The 15,907-nt window shown below is 47.5% G+C and carries 20 protein-coding genes, 1 tRNA gene, 1 pseudogene and 1 riboswitch; of the genes and pseudogenes, 10 read left to right on the top strand and 12 right to left on the bottom strand.

What is annotated here, in order from left to right:
* Positions 1-64 precede the first annotated feature (64 nt).
* The 4 genes from gndA to AC2JC8_RS04670 are packed head-to-tail and all read left to right on the top strand — an operon-like array spanning position 65 to position 3,141.
* On the top strand, positions 65-1,480 hold the full coding sequence (gndA, locus tag AC2JC8_RS04685; protein WP_484401136.1) for an NADP-dependent phosphogluconate dehydrogenase: 1,416 nt from the start codon (positions 65-67) through the stop codon (positions 1,478-1,480).
* The gene (gene pgl, locus AC2JC8_RS04680; protein WP_484594278.1) at positions 1,480-2,193 is read left to right on the top strand and encodes a 6-phosphogluconolactonase; all 714 of its coding nucleotides are present in this window, start codon (positions 1,480-1,482) and stop codon (positions 2,191-2,193) included. The genes gndA and pgl overlap by 1 nt, the downstream gene beginning before the upstream one ends.
* A gap of 10 nt (positions 2,194-2,203) precedes the next feature.
* Positions 2,204-2,743: a CIA30 family protein gene (locus AC2JC8_RS04675; protein ID WP_484401153.1), complete on the top strand. Its 540-nt coding sequence runs from the start codon at positions 2,204-2,206 to the stop codon at positions 2,741-2,743.
* The gene (locus AC2JC8_RS04670) at positions 2,743-3,141 is read left to right on the top strand and encodes a hypothetical protein (RefSeq protein WP_484401134.1); all 399 of its coding nucleotides are present in this window, start codon (positions 2,743-2,745) and stop codon (positions 3,139-3,141) included. Before AC2JC8_RS04675 ends, AC2JC8_RS04670 begins: the two co-directional genes overlap by 1 nt.
* Here AC2JC8_RS04670 and ilvD read toward each other — a convergent pair.
* Genes ilvD through upp form a run of 3 tightly spaced genes read right to left on the bottom strand, consistent with a single transcriptional unit; the run spans position 3,132 to position 5,800 of the window.
* Positions 3,132-4,808, bottom strand: coding sequence for a dihydroxy-acid dehydratase (gene ilvD / locus AC2JC8_RS04665; RefSeq protein ID WP_484594277.1), 1,677 nt, complete (start codon positions 4,806-4,808; stop codon positions 3,132-3,134). The two genes, AC2JC8_RS04670 and ilvD, sit on opposite strands and share 10 nt — an antisense overlap.
* Before the next feature lie 27 nt (positions 4,809-4,835).
* Positions 4,836-5,126: a hypothetical protein gene (locus AC2JC8_RS04660; RefSeq protein ID WP_484401713.1), complete on the bottom strand. Its 291-nt coding sequence runs from the start codon at positions 5,124-5,126 to the stop codon at positions 4,836-4,838.
* 20 nt (positions 5,127-5,146) lie between these two features.
* Entirely contained in the window at positions 5,147-5,800 is a 654-nt protein-coding gene (upp, locus tag AC2JC8_RS04655; protein ID WP_295475463.1) for a uracil phosphoribosyltransferase, read from the bottom strand.
* Positions 5,801-5,927: 127 nt separating this feature from the next.
* Between upp and AC2JC8_RS04650 the strand changes: the two genes are divergently transcribed.
* The 5 genes from AC2JC8_RS04650 (at position 5,928) to purQ (ending at position 9,174) form a co-directional block, all read left to right on the top strand.
* Positions 5,928-6,347, top strand: coding sequence for a pentapeptide repeat-containing protein (locus AC2JC8_RS04650; RefSeq protein WP_315856176.1), 420 nt, complete (start codon positions 5,928-5,930; stop codon positions 6,345-6,347).
* Positions 6,348-6,354: 7 nt separating this feature from the next.
* A riboswitch (cobalamin riboswitch) is annotated at positions 6,355-6,503 on the top strand.
* A gap of 22 nt (positions 6,504-6,525) precedes the next feature.
* A complete protein-coding gene (locus AC2JC8_RS04645) occupies positions 6,526-7,161 on the top strand; it encodes a HupE/UreJ family protein (protein WP_484420335.1) in 636 nt (211 codons plus the stop codon).
* Between the two features lie 2 nt (positions 7,162-7,163).
* Entirely contained in the window at positions 7,164-8,204 is a 1,041-nt protein-coding gene (locus AC2JC8_RS04640) for a GTP-binding protein (protein WP_461555767.1), read from the top strand.
* Between the two features lie 62 nt (positions 8,205-8,266).
* Positions 8,267-8,524 (top strand): phosphoribosylformylglycinamidine synthase subunit PurS, encoded by a 258-nt coding sequence (gene purS / locus AC2JC8_RS04635; protein ID WP_295457160.1) that lies wholly within the window; start codon positions 8,267-8,269, stop codon positions 8,522-8,524.
* Positions 8,521-9,174 (top strand): phosphoribosylformylglycinamidine synthase subunit PurQ, encoded by a 654-nt coding sequence (gene purQ / locus AC2JC8_RS04630; protein ID WP_255130987.1) that lies wholly within the window; start codon positions 8,521-8,523, stop codon positions 9,172-9,174. The genes purS and purQ overlap by 4 nt, the downstream gene beginning before the upstream one ends.
* A 73-nt stretch (positions 9,175-9,247) precedes the next feature.
* Here the strand turns inward: purQ and AC2JC8_RS04625 are convergent, their stop codons facing one another.
* The 8 genes from AC2JC8_RS04625 to AC2JC8_RS04590 all read right to left on the bottom strand — a co-directional run bounded on the left by AC2JC8_RS04625 (position 9,248) and on the right by AC2JC8_RS04590 (position 14,855).
* Positions 9,248-9,847: a peroxiredoxin gene (locus tag AC2JC8_RS04625; protein WP_255130993.1), complete on the bottom strand. Its 600-nt coding sequence runs from the start codon at positions 9,845-9,847 to the stop codon at positions 9,248-9,250.
* 456 nt (positions 9,848-10,303) lie between these two features.
* Positions 10,304-10,377: transfer RNA gene (locus tag AC2JC8_RS04620), tRNA-Met, on the bottom strand.
* Between the two features lie 34 nt (positions 10,378-10,411).
* Positions 10,412-11,437: a peptidoglycan DD-metalloendopeptidase family protein gene (locus tag AC2JC8_RS04615; protein WP_484594276.1), complete on the bottom strand. Its 1,026-nt coding sequence runs from the start codon at positions 11,435-11,437 to the stop codon at positions 10,412-10,414.
* 113 nt (positions 11,438-11,550) lie between these two features.
* On the bottom strand, positions 11,551-12,027 hold the full coding sequence (locus tag AC2JC8_RS04610) for a tRNA (cytidine(34)-2'-O)-methyltransferase (RefSeq protein WP_484594282.1): 477 nt from the start codon (positions 12,025-12,027) through the stop codon (positions 11,551-11,553).
* A complete protein-coding gene (locus tag AC2JC8_RS04605; protein WP_461555769.1) occupies positions 12,027-12,593 on the bottom strand; it encodes a bifunctional adenosylcobinamide kinase/adenosylcobinamide-phosphate guanylyltransferase in 567 nt (188 codons plus the stop codon). Before AC2JC8_RS04605 ends, AC2JC8_RS04610 begins: the two co-directional genes overlap by 1 nt.
* Entirely contained in the window at positions 12,586-13,719 is a 1,134-nt protein-coding gene (pxcA, locus tag AC2JC8_RS04600; protein WP_484594275.1) for a proton extrusion protein PcxA, read from the bottom strand. The genes AC2JC8_RS04605 and pxcA overlap by 8 nt, the downstream gene beginning before the upstream one ends.
* A 43-nt stretch (positions 13,720-13,762) precedes the next feature.
* The gene (psb32, locus tag AC2JC8_RS04595; protein WP_484594274.1) at positions 13,763-14,422 is read right to left on the bottom strand and encodes a photosystem II repair protein Psb32; all 660 of its coding nucleotides are present in this window, start codon (positions 14,420-14,422) and stop codon (positions 13,763-13,765) included.
* A gap of 19 nt (positions 14,423-14,441) precedes the next feature.
* The gene (locus tag AC2JC8_RS04590; RefSeq protein WP_484594273.1) at positions 14,442-14,855 is read right to left on the bottom strand and encodes a tellurite resistance TerB family protein; all 414 of its coding nucleotides are present in this window, start codon (positions 14,853-14,855) and stop codon (positions 14,442-14,444) included.
* Positions 14,856-14,887: 32 nt separating this feature from the next.
* Between AC2JC8_RS04590 and AC2JC8_RS04585 the strand changes: the two genes are divergently transcribed.
* Positions 14,888-15,550 (top strand): cofactor assembly of complex C subunit B, encoded by a 663-nt coding sequence (locus AC2JC8_RS04585; protein ID WP_484594272.1) that lies wholly within the window; start codon positions 14,888-14,890, stop codon positions 15,548-15,550.
* Here the strand turns inward: AC2JC8_RS04585 and AC2JC8_RS04580 are convergent.
* Positions 15,516-15,907: pseudogene (locus AC2JC8_RS04580) on the bottom strand (hypothetical protein); the annotation flags it as partial. The gene AC2JC8_RS04585 and the pseudogene AC2JC8_RS04580 sit on opposite strands and share 35 nt — an antisense overlap.

The following is a 15,907-nucleotide window of genomic DNA, read 5'->3' as shown; positions in this document are numbered from 1 at the left end:
GTTCCCTTAGCAGGCGCTTAAGCCGCTTGTTGCCACACTGATACGGTCTGGTTTTGTTTTAACCATGGGTAAAGGGCATTTTGGCTTGATCGGTCTTGGCGTGATGGGGGAAAACCTCGTTTTAAACGCTGAGCGCAACGGCTTTTCCAGCGTTGTCTACAACCGCACAGCTCAAAAAACCGATGAATTTTTGGCTGGCAGGGGCGCTGGAAAGCAGATCAGCGGTGCTTATTCCCTTCAAGAATTTGTAGACAAACTTGAACGTCCCCGGCGGATCTTGATGATGATCAAGGCTGGCCAACCGATAGACGACACAATCGCCAGCATTTCCCCTTACCTAGAGGAGGGTGATCTTCTCATCGATGGCGGTAACTCTCTTTACACCGATACCGAACGGCGTGTTGCGGAGCTGGAAAGCAAGAGTTTTGGTTACATCGGAATGGGTGTTTCTGGGGGGGCTAAAGGCGCTCTAGAAGGGCCAAGCATGATGCCTGGTGGCACCAAATCTTCTTACGACGCCATCGAAAGCCTCGTTACCAAAATGGCGGCCCAGGTGGAAGATGGCCCCTGTGTTACCTACATCGGCCCAGGTGGTTCCGGCCATTTTGTTAAGACGGTGCACAACGGAATTGAGTACGGCATTGAGCAAATTCTTGCTGAGGCCTACGACTTGATGAAGAGGGTTGGGGGCATGAACGGCACCGAGATGGCAGATGTGCTAGGCAAGTGGAACAGCACTGAAGAGCTCTCTTCCTACTTAGTTGAAATTACAGAGGTTTGTCTTCGCACCAAAGATCCAGAAGATGGCACTGATCTGGTGGAAAAAATCATGGACCAGGCCGGCCAAAAGGGCACCGGTTTATGGACGGTGGTGAGCGCCTTGCAAATGGGCGCCCCAGTGCCGACCATTTACGCCTCATTAAACGCCCGAGTGATGAGTTCCCTCAAGCCCCAACGGGTTGCTGCAGAGTCGATTCTCAAGGGCCCGGCCATCAAGCCCTTCTCGATGGGTAGCCCCGAGGATTCAATGGCACCGTTAATGGATGCCGTTGTTCTCGCCTGTATGGCGAGCTATGCCCAAGGCATGGAACTTATGCGTATTGCATCAGAGGAGCACAATTACAACTTACATATGCCTTCCATTGCTCAGATTTGGAAAGGCGGTTGCATTATTCGCGCAAAACTGCTGAAACGCATCCAAAATGCGTTTAATAAAGACCCTCAACTCTGCAACTTACTTGTAGATCCCTGGTTTGCTGAGCAAGTTAATAATCGATTAGCTGGCCTAGCTCAAATAGTTGCCGGCGCAGCTGAAGCTGGGATCCCAGTGCCATGCCTAAGCAGCACCCTTGATTACATTAATAGTTATCGCAGCGGCCGTTTGCCTCAGAATTTGGTGCAAGCAATGCGTGACTGTTTCGGTTCCCATACCTATCAAAGAGTTGATAAGGAAGGGGCGTATCACACCGAGTGGCTTTAGTGTCTGTTTATCAATTAAGCAGGGTTGCTAATCGCACTGAATTAGCGCAACTTGCAGCTGAGCGAATTGCATCCTGTGTAAACAACACGCTCCAACAGCGTGAGCGGGTGCAGATTTCCCTCTCTGGCGGCAGCACCCCGGAAGCCGCCTACAAACTTCTTGGCCAGCTGCCGCTGGCCTGGGATCGTATCGATTTTTTTCTGGGGGATGAGCGCTGGGTTGCCACCGATGATCCCCTCAGTAATGCCCGAATGGTGCGATCGAGTTTGCTTGCAAATTCCAACAGTTCAAAAGCCTCCTTTTATGCAGTACCTACAAACGCCAGCAGCCTTGAAATAGGAATTGAAGCCTATGAACGCAGCCTCGAGCAAACTTGCAACAGCAGCCCACCAGTATTTGACCTGGTGTTATTAGGCCTCGGTGATGATGGACACACCGCATCACTATTCCCAGGAACAGCAGCCACGTTGGTTCGCGATCGCTGGGTAACGGTGGGGGAAGGCAAAGGTATTCCAAGGATTACTTTCACTGTGCCAGTGCTATGCGCAGCTCGTGAAGTGATGTTTTTGGTGGCTGGAGCAAGCAAAAAAGTTGCTTTGCAACGTTTGCTAGATCCCCTAGAAGATCCTGCTCGCACCCCTGCGAAATTGGTGGATACAGCTGCAACCATCGCTGTTTTAGCTGATACTGAGGCTTGTGCCGGGTTGGCCTGAACTAATGGCGATGCTGATTGCAGCAGGGGATGGCTTTGCTGGCTGGAGCAGCCTTAACGACACTGTTATGGGGGGAAGAAGCAGTGGATCGTGCAGCATTGATTCCCAAGGTTTGGTTATGCAAGCTCTTGTGGTAACTGAAGGTGGTGGCTTTGTTAGCTGCCGCTCCCCCCGTTATCAACCCCCTTTAGATCTCAGTGCTGCGTCAGCCCTAGAGCTTGTACTTGAAGGAGATGGCAGACGCTACAAATTGGCGATAGCTCCGGCAGATCTAGCCGGCAAATTGGCGGATTTTTTACCCGGTGGTTTGCGTTGGGTTCGCGATTTTGATACAAATTCAGCTGGTATTACCCGCGTTCGTATTCCCTTTTCTGAATTACAGCCCACTCTGCGGGCAAATCCAGTGGGATTGCCATTGCGATTTGATCCAAGCCGCATTGCGCAGCTACAAATTTTGCATTCTCGTTTTGCTGAGGATGGAAGCGAAAACAAAGGTTTTCGGCCAGGGCCTTTAAAGCTTGTTTTGCAGAAATTGGAGGCCCTTCCCTGATGGCACCGGCTTGGTTGCCGGCAACAAACCAATTAGAGGAACAAGCCGACTTGCTGCAGAAAATTAGCCAATGCGCTGATCACTCAAAGCCTGGGTTATTGCATGGAGCAATTCTTTTAGAAGCTGAGGCTGATAGTTGGTTAGTTCGACTAGAAGCGCGTGATAAAAGAGGTTTAAGGCTAGAGGCTGAGGATCTTGAACTTGAAATCTATGGTTCAGCTCAAAATCCCTCTATTCAAATTGGCTGGCTTCTCGACTCAGATCAACCATTGCTTTGGCTTGGACGCCATCCGGTATGGATGGATCCCAATACCGGCATGCAGCTCGAACGCCCGGAAGCAGGAATCAACCTGGAAACCTTAGGCAGACGGCTGCGCACTTTGCTTATTCAGGGCTGATCAGTTACAGCTCCCTTGCTGCTGCAACCAACTTGGCGGGCATATTTACCTAAAACTCCAGTGCGATAGCGGGGTACTGGTGGAATCCAAGCAGCTCGGCGAAGCTTAATTTCAGCTTCATCCACGTTTAGTTGCACCAATAATTTGTGAGCGTCCACTGTGATGCTGTCCCCTTCATGCACCAATGCAATCAATCCGCCAACGGCAGCTTCTGGAGCTACATGGCCTACCACCATTCCATAGGTACCACCTGAAAATCTTCCATCAGTTATCAATGCAACCTGATCACCTAAACCTTGGCCGATGATCGCCGAGGTTGGCGAGAGCATTTCTCGCATTCCAGGCCCCCCTACTGGCCCCTCGTAGCGGATTAGCAAAACATCACCAGCAAGAATTGCACCACTCAGAATTGCTTCAAGGCAATCTTCTTCACATTCAAAAACCCGCGCAGGGCCCGTGAGACATGGATTTTTTACACCCGATATTTTCGCAACACAACCGTCACTGGCCAAATTTCCTTTTAGAACTGCTAGATGACCCTTTTCATAAAGGGGATTAGCAAGGCTCCTAATAACCTCCTGATCTGTTGGTGGTGCTGAGGGAATATTTGCAAGAATTTCATTAAGCGTCTTACCTTCAATCGTGCGGCAATTGCCATGTAATAACCCTGCATCTAATAGCAATTTCATTACCTGCGGAATCCCACCTGCAGCGTGCAAATCAGTTGTTACGAATCGTCCACTAGGTTTTAGATCGCAGATAACAGGAACTCGCTGGCGGATTGTTTCAAAATCATCAATACAAAGGGGAATATTGGCGCTGCGGGCAATAGCGAGTAAATGCAGAACCGCATTAGTGGAACCGCCAATTGCCATAATCACACTGATGGCATTTTCAAACGCTTCGCGAGTTAATAGATCACTGGGGCGAATGTTGTTTTCAATTGCAAGAACCAACACCTCCGCAGATCTGGCAGCGCTGTCTGCTTTCTCCTGGTCCTCAGCAGCCATTGTTGAGCTAGAAGGAAGACTAAAACCCATCGCTTCGATGGCAGAACTCATTGTATTGGCTGTAAACATTCCGCCGCAACTACCGGCACCTGGACATGCATTTTTTTCAACTGCGAGCAATTGCTCAGCATCAATTCTATTGGCTGTAAATTGCCCTACAGCTTCAAATGCGCTCACAACAGTTAAATCGCATCCACCAAGTTTGCCAGGTTTAATTGTTCCACCATACACAAAGATAGCTGGAATGTTCATGCGAGCCATCGCTAGCATTGCACCAGGCATATTCTTATCGCATCCGCCAACTGCAATAACTCCATCCATTGATTGAGCATTACATGCTGTTTCAATCGCGTCTGCAATCACCTCTCTAGATACAAGGGAATACTTCATTCCTTCTGTGCCCATTGAGATGCCATCGCTCACAGTGATAGTGCCGAACATCTGAGGCATTGCACCAGCAATGAAAGCTGCCTGTTCAGCCCTCTTCGCTAAATCGTTAAGGCCGATATTGCAAGGGGTAATGGTGCTGTATCCATTGGCAATTCCAACAATCGGCTTATTAAAATCAGCATCACCAAAGCCAACAGCTCGCAGCATTGCCCTGTTGGGGCTGCGTTGGATTCCCTGGGTAACTGCACTGGAGCGGAGGTTTTTCATAACGGTTTAAATATCTCGCAAATTATCTCAGTTGCTCCCCTCAGGACTGAGGTTTTCTAGCTGGCGACGCACCTCGTCTATGGCCAAATTCAACCGCTGCACCCGTTCCTCAAGGTTTTCTGCGTCCACAGGAATCACGGCAGTGATTGGTTTAACCGATCCCATCGTTAATGAACTCAGGCGTTTCACCTGATTGCTAAGGGCCATACGACGCTCAGCCCTTGACAGGAGCCACCAGGTAAGGCCAGCAGCACCTAGGGCTGCACCAGTAAAAGCGCTAAGCAAGAGGGAACTGGAGCTGTTCGACTGATCGGCCATAAATGGGCCTAATTCTGTTTTCAGCCTAGGAAATCATCTGATGCTGTGCCATAAAGCCTATGGGCTGCATCACCAATTCCAGGCAAGATATTTTGATTTTGATCTAAATCAGCATCAATGCAGGCAGTGTAGATGCTCAGATTTGGAAATAAATCGGCTAGGCGTTTAAGGCCTGGGGCTGAGGCAACGGCGCAAATAACCCTCAATCTTTGATCCTTAACGCCTTTTTGATCAAGGGCGCTTAGCACTTTGATCAAACTGGAGCCTGTGGCAATAGTGCCGCTATAAACAATCGCGCCAACTCGATCACCAATTCGATTTGGCAATTTATTCAAATAGATTTGGTCCTCTTCATCCCCAGAGGATTTCGAAATACCCACATGGGCAATCCTGGCATTTGGCAACACTTCCTGTCCGCCTAACCAAAGCCCTAAACCCGCCCTGATTATGGGCACCACAAGTAAAGCAGCAGAAGCATCAATTACCTCAGCTTCAACTAAACCAGCTGTTGTTTGAATTTGAATTTTTTGTTGTGGCAACCAATCTCTAATTGCCTCGTAGCTAAGCCAGCGACCAAGCTCCTTCATCGCCGAAGCAAATAGCGGAGTTGGTGTATTCGGATCTCGCAGCACGGTTAGCCAGTGGGCCACCAGCGGATGGGGAGGAACGATCACCCGCAAAGACATGCTGCTGACTTAACTTGTTCCTGCCAGCTTACGAGTTGTAATGAGATTAGCTAAAGCCTTGGTTTCTGGGTTACTTGTTCTTGTTCTTTTGTTCTCTCCCAGCCCGGCCCTTGCTATGACAGCGCCTGAGTTGCGCGGCGCAAAATCTTTACAAGATCTCAGCCCTGATATGCACGGAAAAGATCTGCAGCAAAAAGAATTTCTTAAGGCAGATTTAAAAGGTTTTGATTTTTCAAATGCTGATCTAAGGGGAGCTGTATTCAACGGGAGCCAGTTGCAAGGCACAAATTTGCAGGGGGCAGATATGCGAGATGTAGTTGGATTTGCAAGTGGTTTCCAGGGATCTGATCTACGTCAGGCCCGCCTTGATCGCAGCATGCTGCTCCAAAGTCATTTTCGCGATGCACTCATTGAGGGAGCTGATTTTTCAGAAGCCGTGTTGGATCAACCTGAGCAGAAGGCTCTTTGCGCAAGGGCAGCAGGTACAAATCTCCTCTCGGGAGTTAGCACAACTGAAAGTTTGGGTTGCGCTTAAAAATGCGGTGATAGGGTTCAGCTTCGGTTCCTTGGAGATCAGCCCAGGGAGGTAACGGGGAAAGTTCGGTGAAAAGCCGGCACTGTCCCGCAGCTGTAAGAGCTTTGGCTATGCCTTATCTCAAGTCAGAACGCCCGCCGAATCACCCTTCATCCCCGGCGCGGACCGGCTTTTCTGGATGCTTAAAGATTTATTTGTTAAGCCTGTCGCTGCCAAGCGAGTTATTTCTGCGTTAGCCGTTTGTGTGTTGCTGCCTTTCTGCGTTGCAACTCCAGCGCTCGCCCATCATGTGATGGATGCATTTCCGATGAAGCCAGGCCCGTTTACAGGGCTTCTTAGCGGTTTGCTGCATCCTGCCCTTGGCGTTGACCATCTACTTTTTCTTATGGCGATTGGCCTTGTGGGGCTGCGTCAACAGTTCCGATGGGTTATTGGCTTGTTAGCAATTGGATTGATCGGAACGCTAGTCGGTTTGGCCTGGCCAAACAGCCTGCCTGGAGCTGAGGCCTGGATCGGCATTTCACTCGCCTTAGAAGCACTGGTGTTGCTGGATCGCATGCCAAAAACGCTTTTGCTACCTGCCATTGGCTTGCATGGTTTTGTTCTAAGCGCTCCGGTAATGGGTTGGGAGCCAACTTTTGTAATTTTTTATCTGTTTGGTTTACTTATAAGCCAGGGATTATTACTTTGGATATCATTAAAACTGGTAAAAAATCTTTGGTCTAATTGGGGTTCAGCTGCGAAATTAAAAATTTTTAGTGGCATCTTGTTTGGCATCGGCAGCAGCCTTATTTGGTCAACATTGGTGCCATAGGCATGGATAAAACGCAGCAGCGCCGCATACCCGTAACGGTTATTACTGGATTTCTTGGCGCCGGTAAAACCACATTGCTGAGGTATTTGCTCAGGCAAACAAAACAACGCCTTGCGGTTGTAGTTAATGAATTTGGTGAAGTTGGTATCGATGCAGCTTTGATCAAGGGCTGCGCAAGCTGCGATGGTGAACCAGCCCCAGTGATCGAGCTAGCAAATGGCTGCCTTTGCTGCACAGTTCAGGACGACTTCTTACCCACCATTGAAAAGTTACTGGCCAATCCAGAACCCCTTGATGGGATTGTGATTGAAACTAGTGGTCTCGCACTACCGGAGCCCCTCCTCCAAGCCTTTCAATGGCCTCAGATTAAACATCGAACGCTGGTGAATGGCGTAATTACGGTGGTAGACGGAGAAGCCCTTGCTGCAGGTTCAGTTCTTGGCGATCTGGAGGCGGTAGAGCAGCAGAGGATCAATGATCCAAGCCTTGATCACCAAGATTCAATTGAAGATCTATTTAAAGAGCAATTAGAACAAGCGGATCTTGTTTTGATCTCCAGGGCAGATCTTTTGAGCCCCGATGCACTGCAACGCGCTAAGGATTACCTCGCTGCGCAATTGCAAATTGTTCAACCCCAAAAGCAGGCTCCTTGTCTAGCGATTTCGAATGGTGAAATATCTGCAGATCTATTGCTTGGCTTGATGCGGCCTTCCTTGCCAGTTGAAGAGGAAGAACATAGCCACAGCCATCCTGAACTTCTTGCTGATTCGCTAAGTATGCAGGGGCTGTGGAATCGCGATGGATTAGAGCAAATCTTGCTGGAAACAGCAATAAATCCAATGGATTTACTGCGATTAAAAGGACGAATTCCGATAAATGGCAAGGCTTTACCTTTGCAGGTTCAAGCTGTGGGGAGGAGGTTGAATATGTGGTTTGAAGCAGATGGGCTTCGGGCAGATCAACTGGAACTGGTTTTAATTGGCGGCAATCCAAATAGCAGCCTGCTTAGATCAAGCCTGGAGGAGCTCGAGGTTAAAAATTGATTACCCCAGCAGCCCCAAATGGCAGCCTCAACTGCGAGGATCCCCATACACGTAATGTTTCAGTGCTGCGTTTCGTTGCTCGGGTTCAGGTGCAGCTGCGCCCCTCGGTTCTAGATCCTGCTGGCGAGGCTACGAAAGCAGCAGCAAATCGTCTTGGGATTTCCGGTTTACAAAAACTTCGCATTGGTAAAGCAATAGAGCTGGAATTAGAGGCAGCAAACCGAGAGGAAGCCATGGCATCAGTTGAATTACTTAGTGATCGACTCTTGGCAAATCCGGTAATTGAAAATTGGTCTGTAGTGCTGGAGCAATTGGAATGACAATTGGAATTGTTGTTTTCCCTGGTTCTAATTGCGATCGCGATTTGGCCTGGGCATTAGAAGGCATATTAAACATTCCTACACGATTTCTCTGGCACGAAAATACAAGTATTGATGGAGTAAAAGGAATAATTTTGCCTGGTGGATTCAGTTATGGCGACTATCTAAGATGCGGAGCTTTGGCAAGTTTTGCTCCGCTTTTAAATGAGGTGAAGGATTTCGCAGATACTGGCGGACCGGTATTAGGGATATGCAATGGTTTTCAAATTCTTACTGAATTAGGCCTTTTGCCCGGTGCGTTAACTAAAAATCAGAATTTACATTTTATATGTGAGCCATGTGAACTTTTAGTGAACGAGGCTAGTAATACATTCCTGAATGGCTATGCTAAGAACGAGTTGATAAATCTTCCAATTGCCCATGGGGAGGGGAAATATCATTGCGATTTGGATACTTTTGATGACCTACAGCAAAATAACCAAATAGCACTTAGTTATAGTAACAATCCCAATGGTTCACTTGCAGATATAGCTGGAATATGCAATAAAAAAGGCAATGTTCTTGGGTTGATGCCCCACCCTGAGAGAGCCTGCGACCCGATCTTGGGTGGAATTGATGGTCAAAGATTATTAAAAACCTTCATGGGTTGAAGGATCCTAAATTGAACATTAATAAAACCTAGCGGCCCTAAGGCCGCTAGGTTTGCAAAGCATATTTAAATAATTAAGAGATAGCAGCAAAGAAATCTTTGCTTCCAACCGGATCAGGATTCATTGTGCGATCACCAGGGGTCCAGTTAGCAGGGCAAACCTGATCAGGATTAGCTTGCACATGTTGAAATGCCTGAAGAACTCTGAGGGTTTCTTCTACATTTCTACCTACAGCTAAGTTATTTATTGTGGCATGTTGTACGACACCTTCTGCATCGATAATAAACAGACCACGTACAGCTATGCCAGCATCTTCGTCTAAGACGTTGTAGGCCCTGGCAATGTCTTTTTTGAGGTCTGCTACCAGCGGATATGCCAAATCACCAATGCCACCCTCTTTGCGATCAGTTTGTATCCAAGCCAGATGACTAAATTGACTGTCTACCGAAACACCCAATACCTCTGTATTTTTGCTGGCAAATTCGGCGTATCGATCAGAAAATGCTGTGATTTCAGTAGGGCAAACAAAGGTGAAATCAAGGGGATAGAAAAATAGAACTACGTATTTACCGCGGTAGTTGGAGAGGCTGATTTCTTTAAATTCCTGATCCACCACTGCCGTAGCAGTAAAATCTGGGGCCTGCTGGCCAACTCTGAGGCTTCCGTTGGTCATGGTATGAGCTGTTGAGTAAAGGGTTTTAACTAAAGCGGACAAACTCCGCATTAGCAACCTTATAAAGCTACCACTATTTACTGCAGCTTGTGAACTAAAGTTGGTCTACAAAAAACGAGTTAATTGATGGGCTGGGATCCCGCGCTGATGCGCAAATACAACAATACCGGGCATTTTCGTCTCCTGAATCAGCTGCGCAGCGAACTTAAAGCACACCCGATTCAAAGAGAAACGAAGCAAGTCGCAGAGGTATTCAGCACTCCGCAAACAAACACCCGAGAGATACGGTCGCGTGAGATACAGCCTCAGGCCTATGCAGGAGGTAGAAGCAGACGCTCAACAAGCACAGATAACTTCTTAAATAAAGACTATTCAAAAGAACAGAATTCATCTTCTAGCTTTCGCGACAGATTAAATGCTATTGAAATGAGATAAGTAGTTAATGCTAAATCGAAATGGCTCGAGGGAGACTTGAACTCCCGACCCCGGGGTTATGAATCCCGTGCTCTAACCAGCTGAGCTACCGAGCCCTGGTATCAAGTGAGCATAGTGGATGGTAAGACCCTACCTTTGCGGAAGATACGCAACCGGGTTCACAGCACCAGACCTGGCAGAAATAATTTCAAAATGAAGGTGAGGGCCAGTGCTGCGTCCGGTGCTGCCCATTAAAGCTATGGGAGTTCCTTGAGCAATATTCATGCCTTTGCTTACTAATAGCTTGCTGTTGTGGGCGTAACGGGTAAGGGTGCCGTCATTATGGGACACCTCAACTAGATAACCGTAACCACCGTCGTTCCAACCAGAACTTACAATTACACCATCAGCTACCGAATGAATTGGTGTTCCAACACTATTTGCTATGTCAATTCCCCTGTGCATGCGTCCCCAGCGCCAGCCGTAGCCTGAGGTTAGTGTGCCAGCTGCAGGCCATACATAACTAGTAAAAGATCTTTGGCTAGGTTGTTTTCCAAAATCAGGTAGACCAGGCCAACTGAGTCCACCACTGGAACCAGGTGTGATTGCAAGTGTAGTGCGAGCCCGCAATGGTTGAAACAATTTAACTGGGGTGTCGACAGCTAAACGAGAAATTGGATTAAGGCCAGGATTTAATCGTGTAAGTTCATTTAAGGGGACCTCATATCTACTTGCAATTTTAGCTAAATTATCACCAACTTTTGCAAAAATTGAGCGATTGGGCTGAGTTCGTCGAATTTCCGAATCATCTAAAGCATCAACAAAGCGAATAGTACTAATTAATTTCGCAGGGATTGCAACCCACTCATTATTCGAAAATTTACGACTAATATCGCAATCATTTAAATCTGCAAGATAATCAGAAGGAATATCGAGCTGATGTGAAAGCTGCTCCAAGGTAATGTCTGAGCGAGTTTTCACATAAATGCTGGTAGATTCAGCGCTTGCTATTAGAACTTGCTTATTAAAATGGCGATTTAAGTCAGGATAAGCGGGAAGATTCGAGTTTGAATAAGACTGACTATCAAGATTAGAGCGACCTGGAAGACCTGCTAATACCACTAATCCTGCAGGAATACAGATAGTGACGCAAGCAAGTAAAGCAGAAGGCTTCATGCAATAAAATCAAAGAATAAGCCGTTGGAGAAGCCAATTCCCAACAACTTTCTAATATTACACTACATACCAGGGGAAATCAAGTGCCCTAAGTTACTGAATTGCCGATAAGTTCAAGGATCACTGTGCTGCAGAGGCTTTTTGATCTGCCTAAGCGCTTCAAAAAGCACCACTGCAACAGCGACCGACAGATTCAAGCTCCTCACGTTTTTGCAAGCTAGCGGCACCCTCAGTAGATGATCACATGCACTGCGGGGCAGGGGGGGGAGCCCACTAGTTTCGCGGCCAAATAGCAACCAATCAGAGTCTAAAAAGGGAAAATCAAGATAAGAATCACTGGCATGCCTGCTAAGGCCAATTAATCTGCCGCCTTGCAATTGCTGCTGTTCGTAGAACTGAGCCCAATTGCTATGGCGCCGGAGCTGAACGAAGGGCCAGTAATCGAGTCCGGCTCGTTTCAGTGTGCGATCACTAATCTCAAAGCCAAGGGGCTCAACAAGATGCAGTTCAGTTTCCGTAGCAGCGCAGGTGCGAGCTACGTTGCCTGTATTTGGAGGTATTTCGGGTTCAAACAACACAACCCTTGGCATCACAATGAAATTCCCTGCACGCTTGTTGCAAGCCTATGAAGGGGTAGGGCTTGCCCCATGCAAACAAGCCAGCGTTCATCGCAAACGCCAGCGCAAGCTCTGGTTAGAGCCCCCAAACGATCTCGAAAAGTGCCTCCCACAGCAGTGGGGGGCACCACACCCCAACCAACTTCCTCGCTCACTAAAAACACGGGCATAGCTCGGTAAATCAGATTTTTCAGCAGTGCTTGCTGCATCAGCAGCCAATGCTGTTCTGAATACTCCAATCCAGCTGCAACCCAACTGCCAAGGGAATCAATCAGCAACCAGGCTTGTGAATATTTGCTATTGGGTGCTAACAAATCGGGAAGGTAGGAAAATTCAATACCTTCAATCAGATCCCAATGGGAAGGTCTCCTGATTTTGTGTTGTTCTAGCCTTTTCTGCCAGTGAGCATCTTGAACATAGAGTTTTCCAGGCGCCACATAACAGATCTGTGCTCCAGCAGACCTACTTTGCAATAGCTGCTCTGCCCATTCACTTTTGCCACTTCTACTGGCGCCTGTAACAATTATATGTTTAGCCACCACCGTTCATATTGCGCAGCGTGGCTACTGAAGAGGGTGATACACGATTGAGATAACGGAAAATCCAATATTTAAAAATAGTGGCTAAGATAACCGGAAAAGTTGCTATAAAAAGCATTATGAAATTTTCCTGAGTTGGTAAACCAAGATGACTTGAAATACTTTGTAGTAAAACAGTCCAGCCCTCGGGGCTGTGGAAACCAACAAAAATATCTGTAAAAAGAATAATCACAAATGCTTTTGCGCTATCGCTTAAGCCATATACAGATTCATCAAAAAATCCTCGCAAAACCCTCAAATCTTCACGGCCCCAAAAACATACAAACGTAAATCCTAAAAATGCAATTACATCAGAAATTACATTCTTAATTGCGCTTGTGCTCTTTGAATCAGCCTCATCCTTGAGTTTATCAGCCCTTTCGGATAGTTTTAATCTTATTTCATCTAGGCTTGGTGCTTCTCTGCCTGCTAAAAGCGCGTCAAATTCCAATTCCTCTTTATAAAGCCTTAATTTGCTAACAGCAATATCTTGAAGCTGCGGCTTTGTGTAACTTAAAAATGGTACTTCCGGCGCCAATCTATCGATTATTGGGGCTACGAGATATGTTCTTGAAACCTGCTGCAATAATAAAGGTACCAAGATTAGTAGTAACAGTATCCTTAAAGAAACAAGAGTGGAATCGCGTCTGCGGCGAAAACCTGCCACAAGACTTGCTTCCGCCTCGGGATTCAATTCATTTCTTACTCGATCAAATACCCCTAGTAAACTGCGTGGCAACGCTTCTGGTCTACGTAGTATGCCTTGATTATCGCCATTTCCATAGCGACGGGTAACAGACTCTATTAATTGCAGCTGACGCAATTCTTGACTGTCTAGCTCAGACCTTTGCGCTTCAATAGACGCCACAATTTGACGACAGTTGGCTAAGGCAGAACGGAATCTGCGAATAATTTGCGCTTGAGTTGTTTTTGGAAGTCCTAGATCAATATCAGTGCGTACAGGGCGGTCATTGAAATATTCAAGTTCAAGCCCCTGGATCATCAAGGCAGACTCATAGGCGAGCTCGAGATTGCTACTAAAATGTAGATCCTCCGCCTTGCCGAAGGTGCCCAACAAGTTATTCATCTCTTTTTTTGAAATCCTCTAACACGTCCATAATGCCGCGCAATCATCTGGAAAACACCCACCAAGTTGCCATCGGTACGAGTGTTCCAACCACGAGTAAAACAATCACCCATGAAAAGCCGTTGCTATTGGCTGTCTCTTCAGCGCTAGGAATGTTGCTAACAATTAATGCCGGTTCAACCACAACGGGAGGGCCTGGATCATCCCCGCCAGCTAAAACCACACCGAGCCTATCGATACCATCAATAAGAGCTTGGTGATAGCGCCCGCCATCTCGCAGCGGATAAGCCATTGTGGTTTCAGCGGTGCTAAGCAATAACTCATCTGGAAGGAGGCTACGAACCTCAGAGGAGGCTTGAATAGAAACGCTGTTAGTGCCAGTTTCAATTAAAACTAGCAATTCCGCATTGTCTTCACTTTGCCAGCGCTCTAGCAGTTGATCAGCTAGTTCTTGCAGGCTCAAGCCATAATCCAGCCGCCGAAGCGTAATAACGCGGGCATCAACTCGAGCATCACTAAAAACTTCTAGACGCCTTTGCAATTCAGCAATTGCCGCTCGGCTGAGCACATCAGCGCCATCGCTCACTTTTTCAGTTGATGGCAAAAGGGGGTAATCCTCAACACCTACGGCATATGCAGGAAGTGCCAAAGCCAGCAGCAGCGCTAGCAGGCTGAAAAAGCGCAAGATCGATGTTGTAACCATTTCCCCCCTATGGATCAAGTTAGTTTGAAGTGTCTAAGGCATCACGATGCAAAATATCCATAACTTCGATAATCAATTCAGCTTTGCCAGGATTTAGATCGAGGCTGCTGGCAAGGGTATTTAGGAACTCCAACTCCTCTGCCTCCACCACTCGATCAGCCCGCACCAGTTGAGTTGCCACTGCAAGAGCGGTTTCCCGTTGGGCAGGGGTTAGTTGAGGTATGGCACTCTTCACTAGGCCCACAGTGCCCAGATCTCTCCATAAAGCCAAAAGGCGATCAAAAAGATCTGTCATCTCGCGATCTTCCATTGAGGAGAAGGGGGTGCGAAATTCAAGCTCGATCCTCAAACTACGGGCTTCATCCCTACCAAGAACACCGTCGCTAGCAACCGCTGCAAGACACACAGCTGCAAAGGATTCAGCACTATTCATCAAAAATCTCCAAGGTCAATACCATTTGAGCCATGAATCCACAAAATGGCAGCCCCCCGCCTGCCGCAAAGCTTGTAATCGCCTGCGGAATTCTTGGTTTGCTGCTTACAACAGTGAATAGCCTCACACTTAGTTCGGAATTCCAGATTATCGATCCAGCCTTTGGCCGCAGTTCCGTATTGGCTGGGGTTATGGCTGTTGGCCTGGTTTTGGTAGGGGTGATATGGACAAAAGCAAATCCAGCCCCCCGAGACCGGGTGAAATTGGAGGGTATTGAGGGCTTGGAGTTTGCAGAATCCTTACCCACTCAATTAAAAAAAGAATTGGCATGGGGAAGTGCGATGCTTTTGCTCGCCACACCAGCCGCCAGTGTGCTTTTGGTATGGGAAGGGAAAGTGTTGTTACGACGCGGACTACTGGGAACAGAGCCGTTTAAATCTGGGCCAATTTTGAGTAAAGCCCTAGAGAAACAGCAGCAGATATCTTTAGTAAATCTTGAGCTCTACCCCGGAGCAAACGAGTTTGCTTATTTGCCACAACCATTACCGGCGGTGCTGGTAACACCTTTGGATCAAAAAGGCTGGCTTGTGATCGGCGGCTGGTCTGTGCGTTGCTTCAGCCGAAGTGATGAACGCTGGGCTCAAGGCTGGGCGGATAAAATTAAAATTGAATTGCTGGAGTTTGATTTTTTATAGGGCTTTTGGCCTGGGGTAGGCGTAGTTGAGTTGCAACTCGCTCCCCGGGCGCAGTGAAAACAACAAGGCCATCGCTACCGGTTTTACCTTGTAGCTGACGAGCTCTTGTTACCTGATTTAGTTGATTACGTCTTAATTCCACTGCACCCTCTGCCAAAATAGCTCCAGTTTTCCAATTCCAAGTGCAGGTATCTGCTTTTAAGGATTGCTGTGGCTGAATTACTACACAGTTGGCTCCCACCTGAATTGAATGATTACGCTCCTGTAGATCAAGCTTGGATCCCTTCAATAATAATTTATCAAGCTTAGCTTCCGCATAATCGAGCGATGTAATGCGCTCTTGTTTAATCCACCACC

The sequence above is a fragment of the Synechococcus sp. genome, assembly GCF_982614295.1.
The sequence above is the reverse complement of the archived record's forward strand: the minus strand, read 5'-3'. Positions and strand labels throughout refer to the sequence as shown.

Excerpts from the sequence above, each read along its gene's own strand:
- gndA (WP_484401136.1), top strand. The coding sequence starts at position 65 with ATGGGTAAAGGGCATTTTGGCTTGATCGGTCTTGGCGTGATGGGGGAA.
- AC2JC8_RS04675 (WP_484401153.1), top strand. The coding sequence starts at position 2,204 with ATGCTGATTGCAGCAGGGGATGGCTTTGCTGGCTGGAGCAGCCTTAAC.
- AC2JC8_RS04670 (WP_484401134.1), top strand. The coding sequence starts at position 2,743 with ATGGCACCGGCTTGGTTGCCGGCAACAAACCAATTAGAGGAACAAGCC.
- ilvD (WP_484594277.1), bottom strand. The coding sequence starts at position 4,808 with ATGAAAAACCTCCGCTCCAGTGCAGTTACCCAGGGAATCCAACGCAGC.
- AC2JC8_RS04660 (WP_484401713.1), bottom strand. The coding sequence starts at position 5,126 with ATGGCCGATCAGTCGAACAGCTCCAGTTCCCTCTTGCTTAGCGCTTTT.
- AC2JC8_RS04650 (WP_315856176.1), top strand. The coding sequence starts at position 5,928 with ATGACAGCGCCTGAGTTGCGCGGCGCAAAATCTTTACAAGATCTCAGC.
- AC2JC8_RS04645 (WP_484420335.1), top strand. The coding sequence starts at position 6,526 with ATGCTTAAAGATTTATTTGTTAAGCCTGTCGCTGCCAAGCGAGTTATT.
- AC2JC8_RS04640 (WP_461555767.1), top strand. The coding sequence starts at position 7,164 with ATGGATAAAACGCAGCAGCGCCGCATACCCGTAACGGTTATTACTGGA.
- purQ (WP_255130987.1), top strand. The coding sequence starts at position 8,521 with ATGACAATTGGAATTGTTGTTTTCCCTGGTTCTAATTGCGATCGCGAT.
- AC2JC8_RS04625 (WP_255130993.1), bottom strand. The coding sequence starts at position 9,847 with ATGACCAACGGAAGCCTCAGAGTTGGCCAGCAGGCCCCAGATTTTACT.
- AC2JC8_RS04615 (WP_484594276.1), bottom strand. The coding sequence starts at position 11,437 with ATGAAGCCTTCTGCTTTACTTGCTTGCGTCACTATCTGTATTCCTGCA.
- AC2JC8_RS04610 (WP_484594282.1), bottom strand. The coding sequence starts at position 12,027 with ATGCCAAGGGTTGTGTTGTTTGAACCCGAAATACCTCCAAATACAGGC.
- pxcA (WP_484594275.1), bottom strand. The coding sequence starts at position 13,719 with ATGAATAACTTGTTGGGCACCTTCGGCAAGGCGGAGGATCTACATTTT.
- psb32 (WP_484594274.1), bottom strand. The coding sequence starts at position 14,422 with ATGGTTACAACATCGATCTTGCGCTTTTTCAGCCTGCTAGCGCTGCTG.
- AC2JC8_RS04590 (WP_484594273.1), bottom strand. The coding sequence starts at position 14,855 with ATGAATAGTGCTGAATCCTTTGCAGCTGTGTGTCTTGCAGCGGTTGCT.
- AC2JC8_RS04585 (WP_484594272.1), top strand. The coding sequence starts at position 14,888 with ATGAATCCACAAAATGGCAGCCCCCCGCCTGCCGCAAAGCTTGTAATC.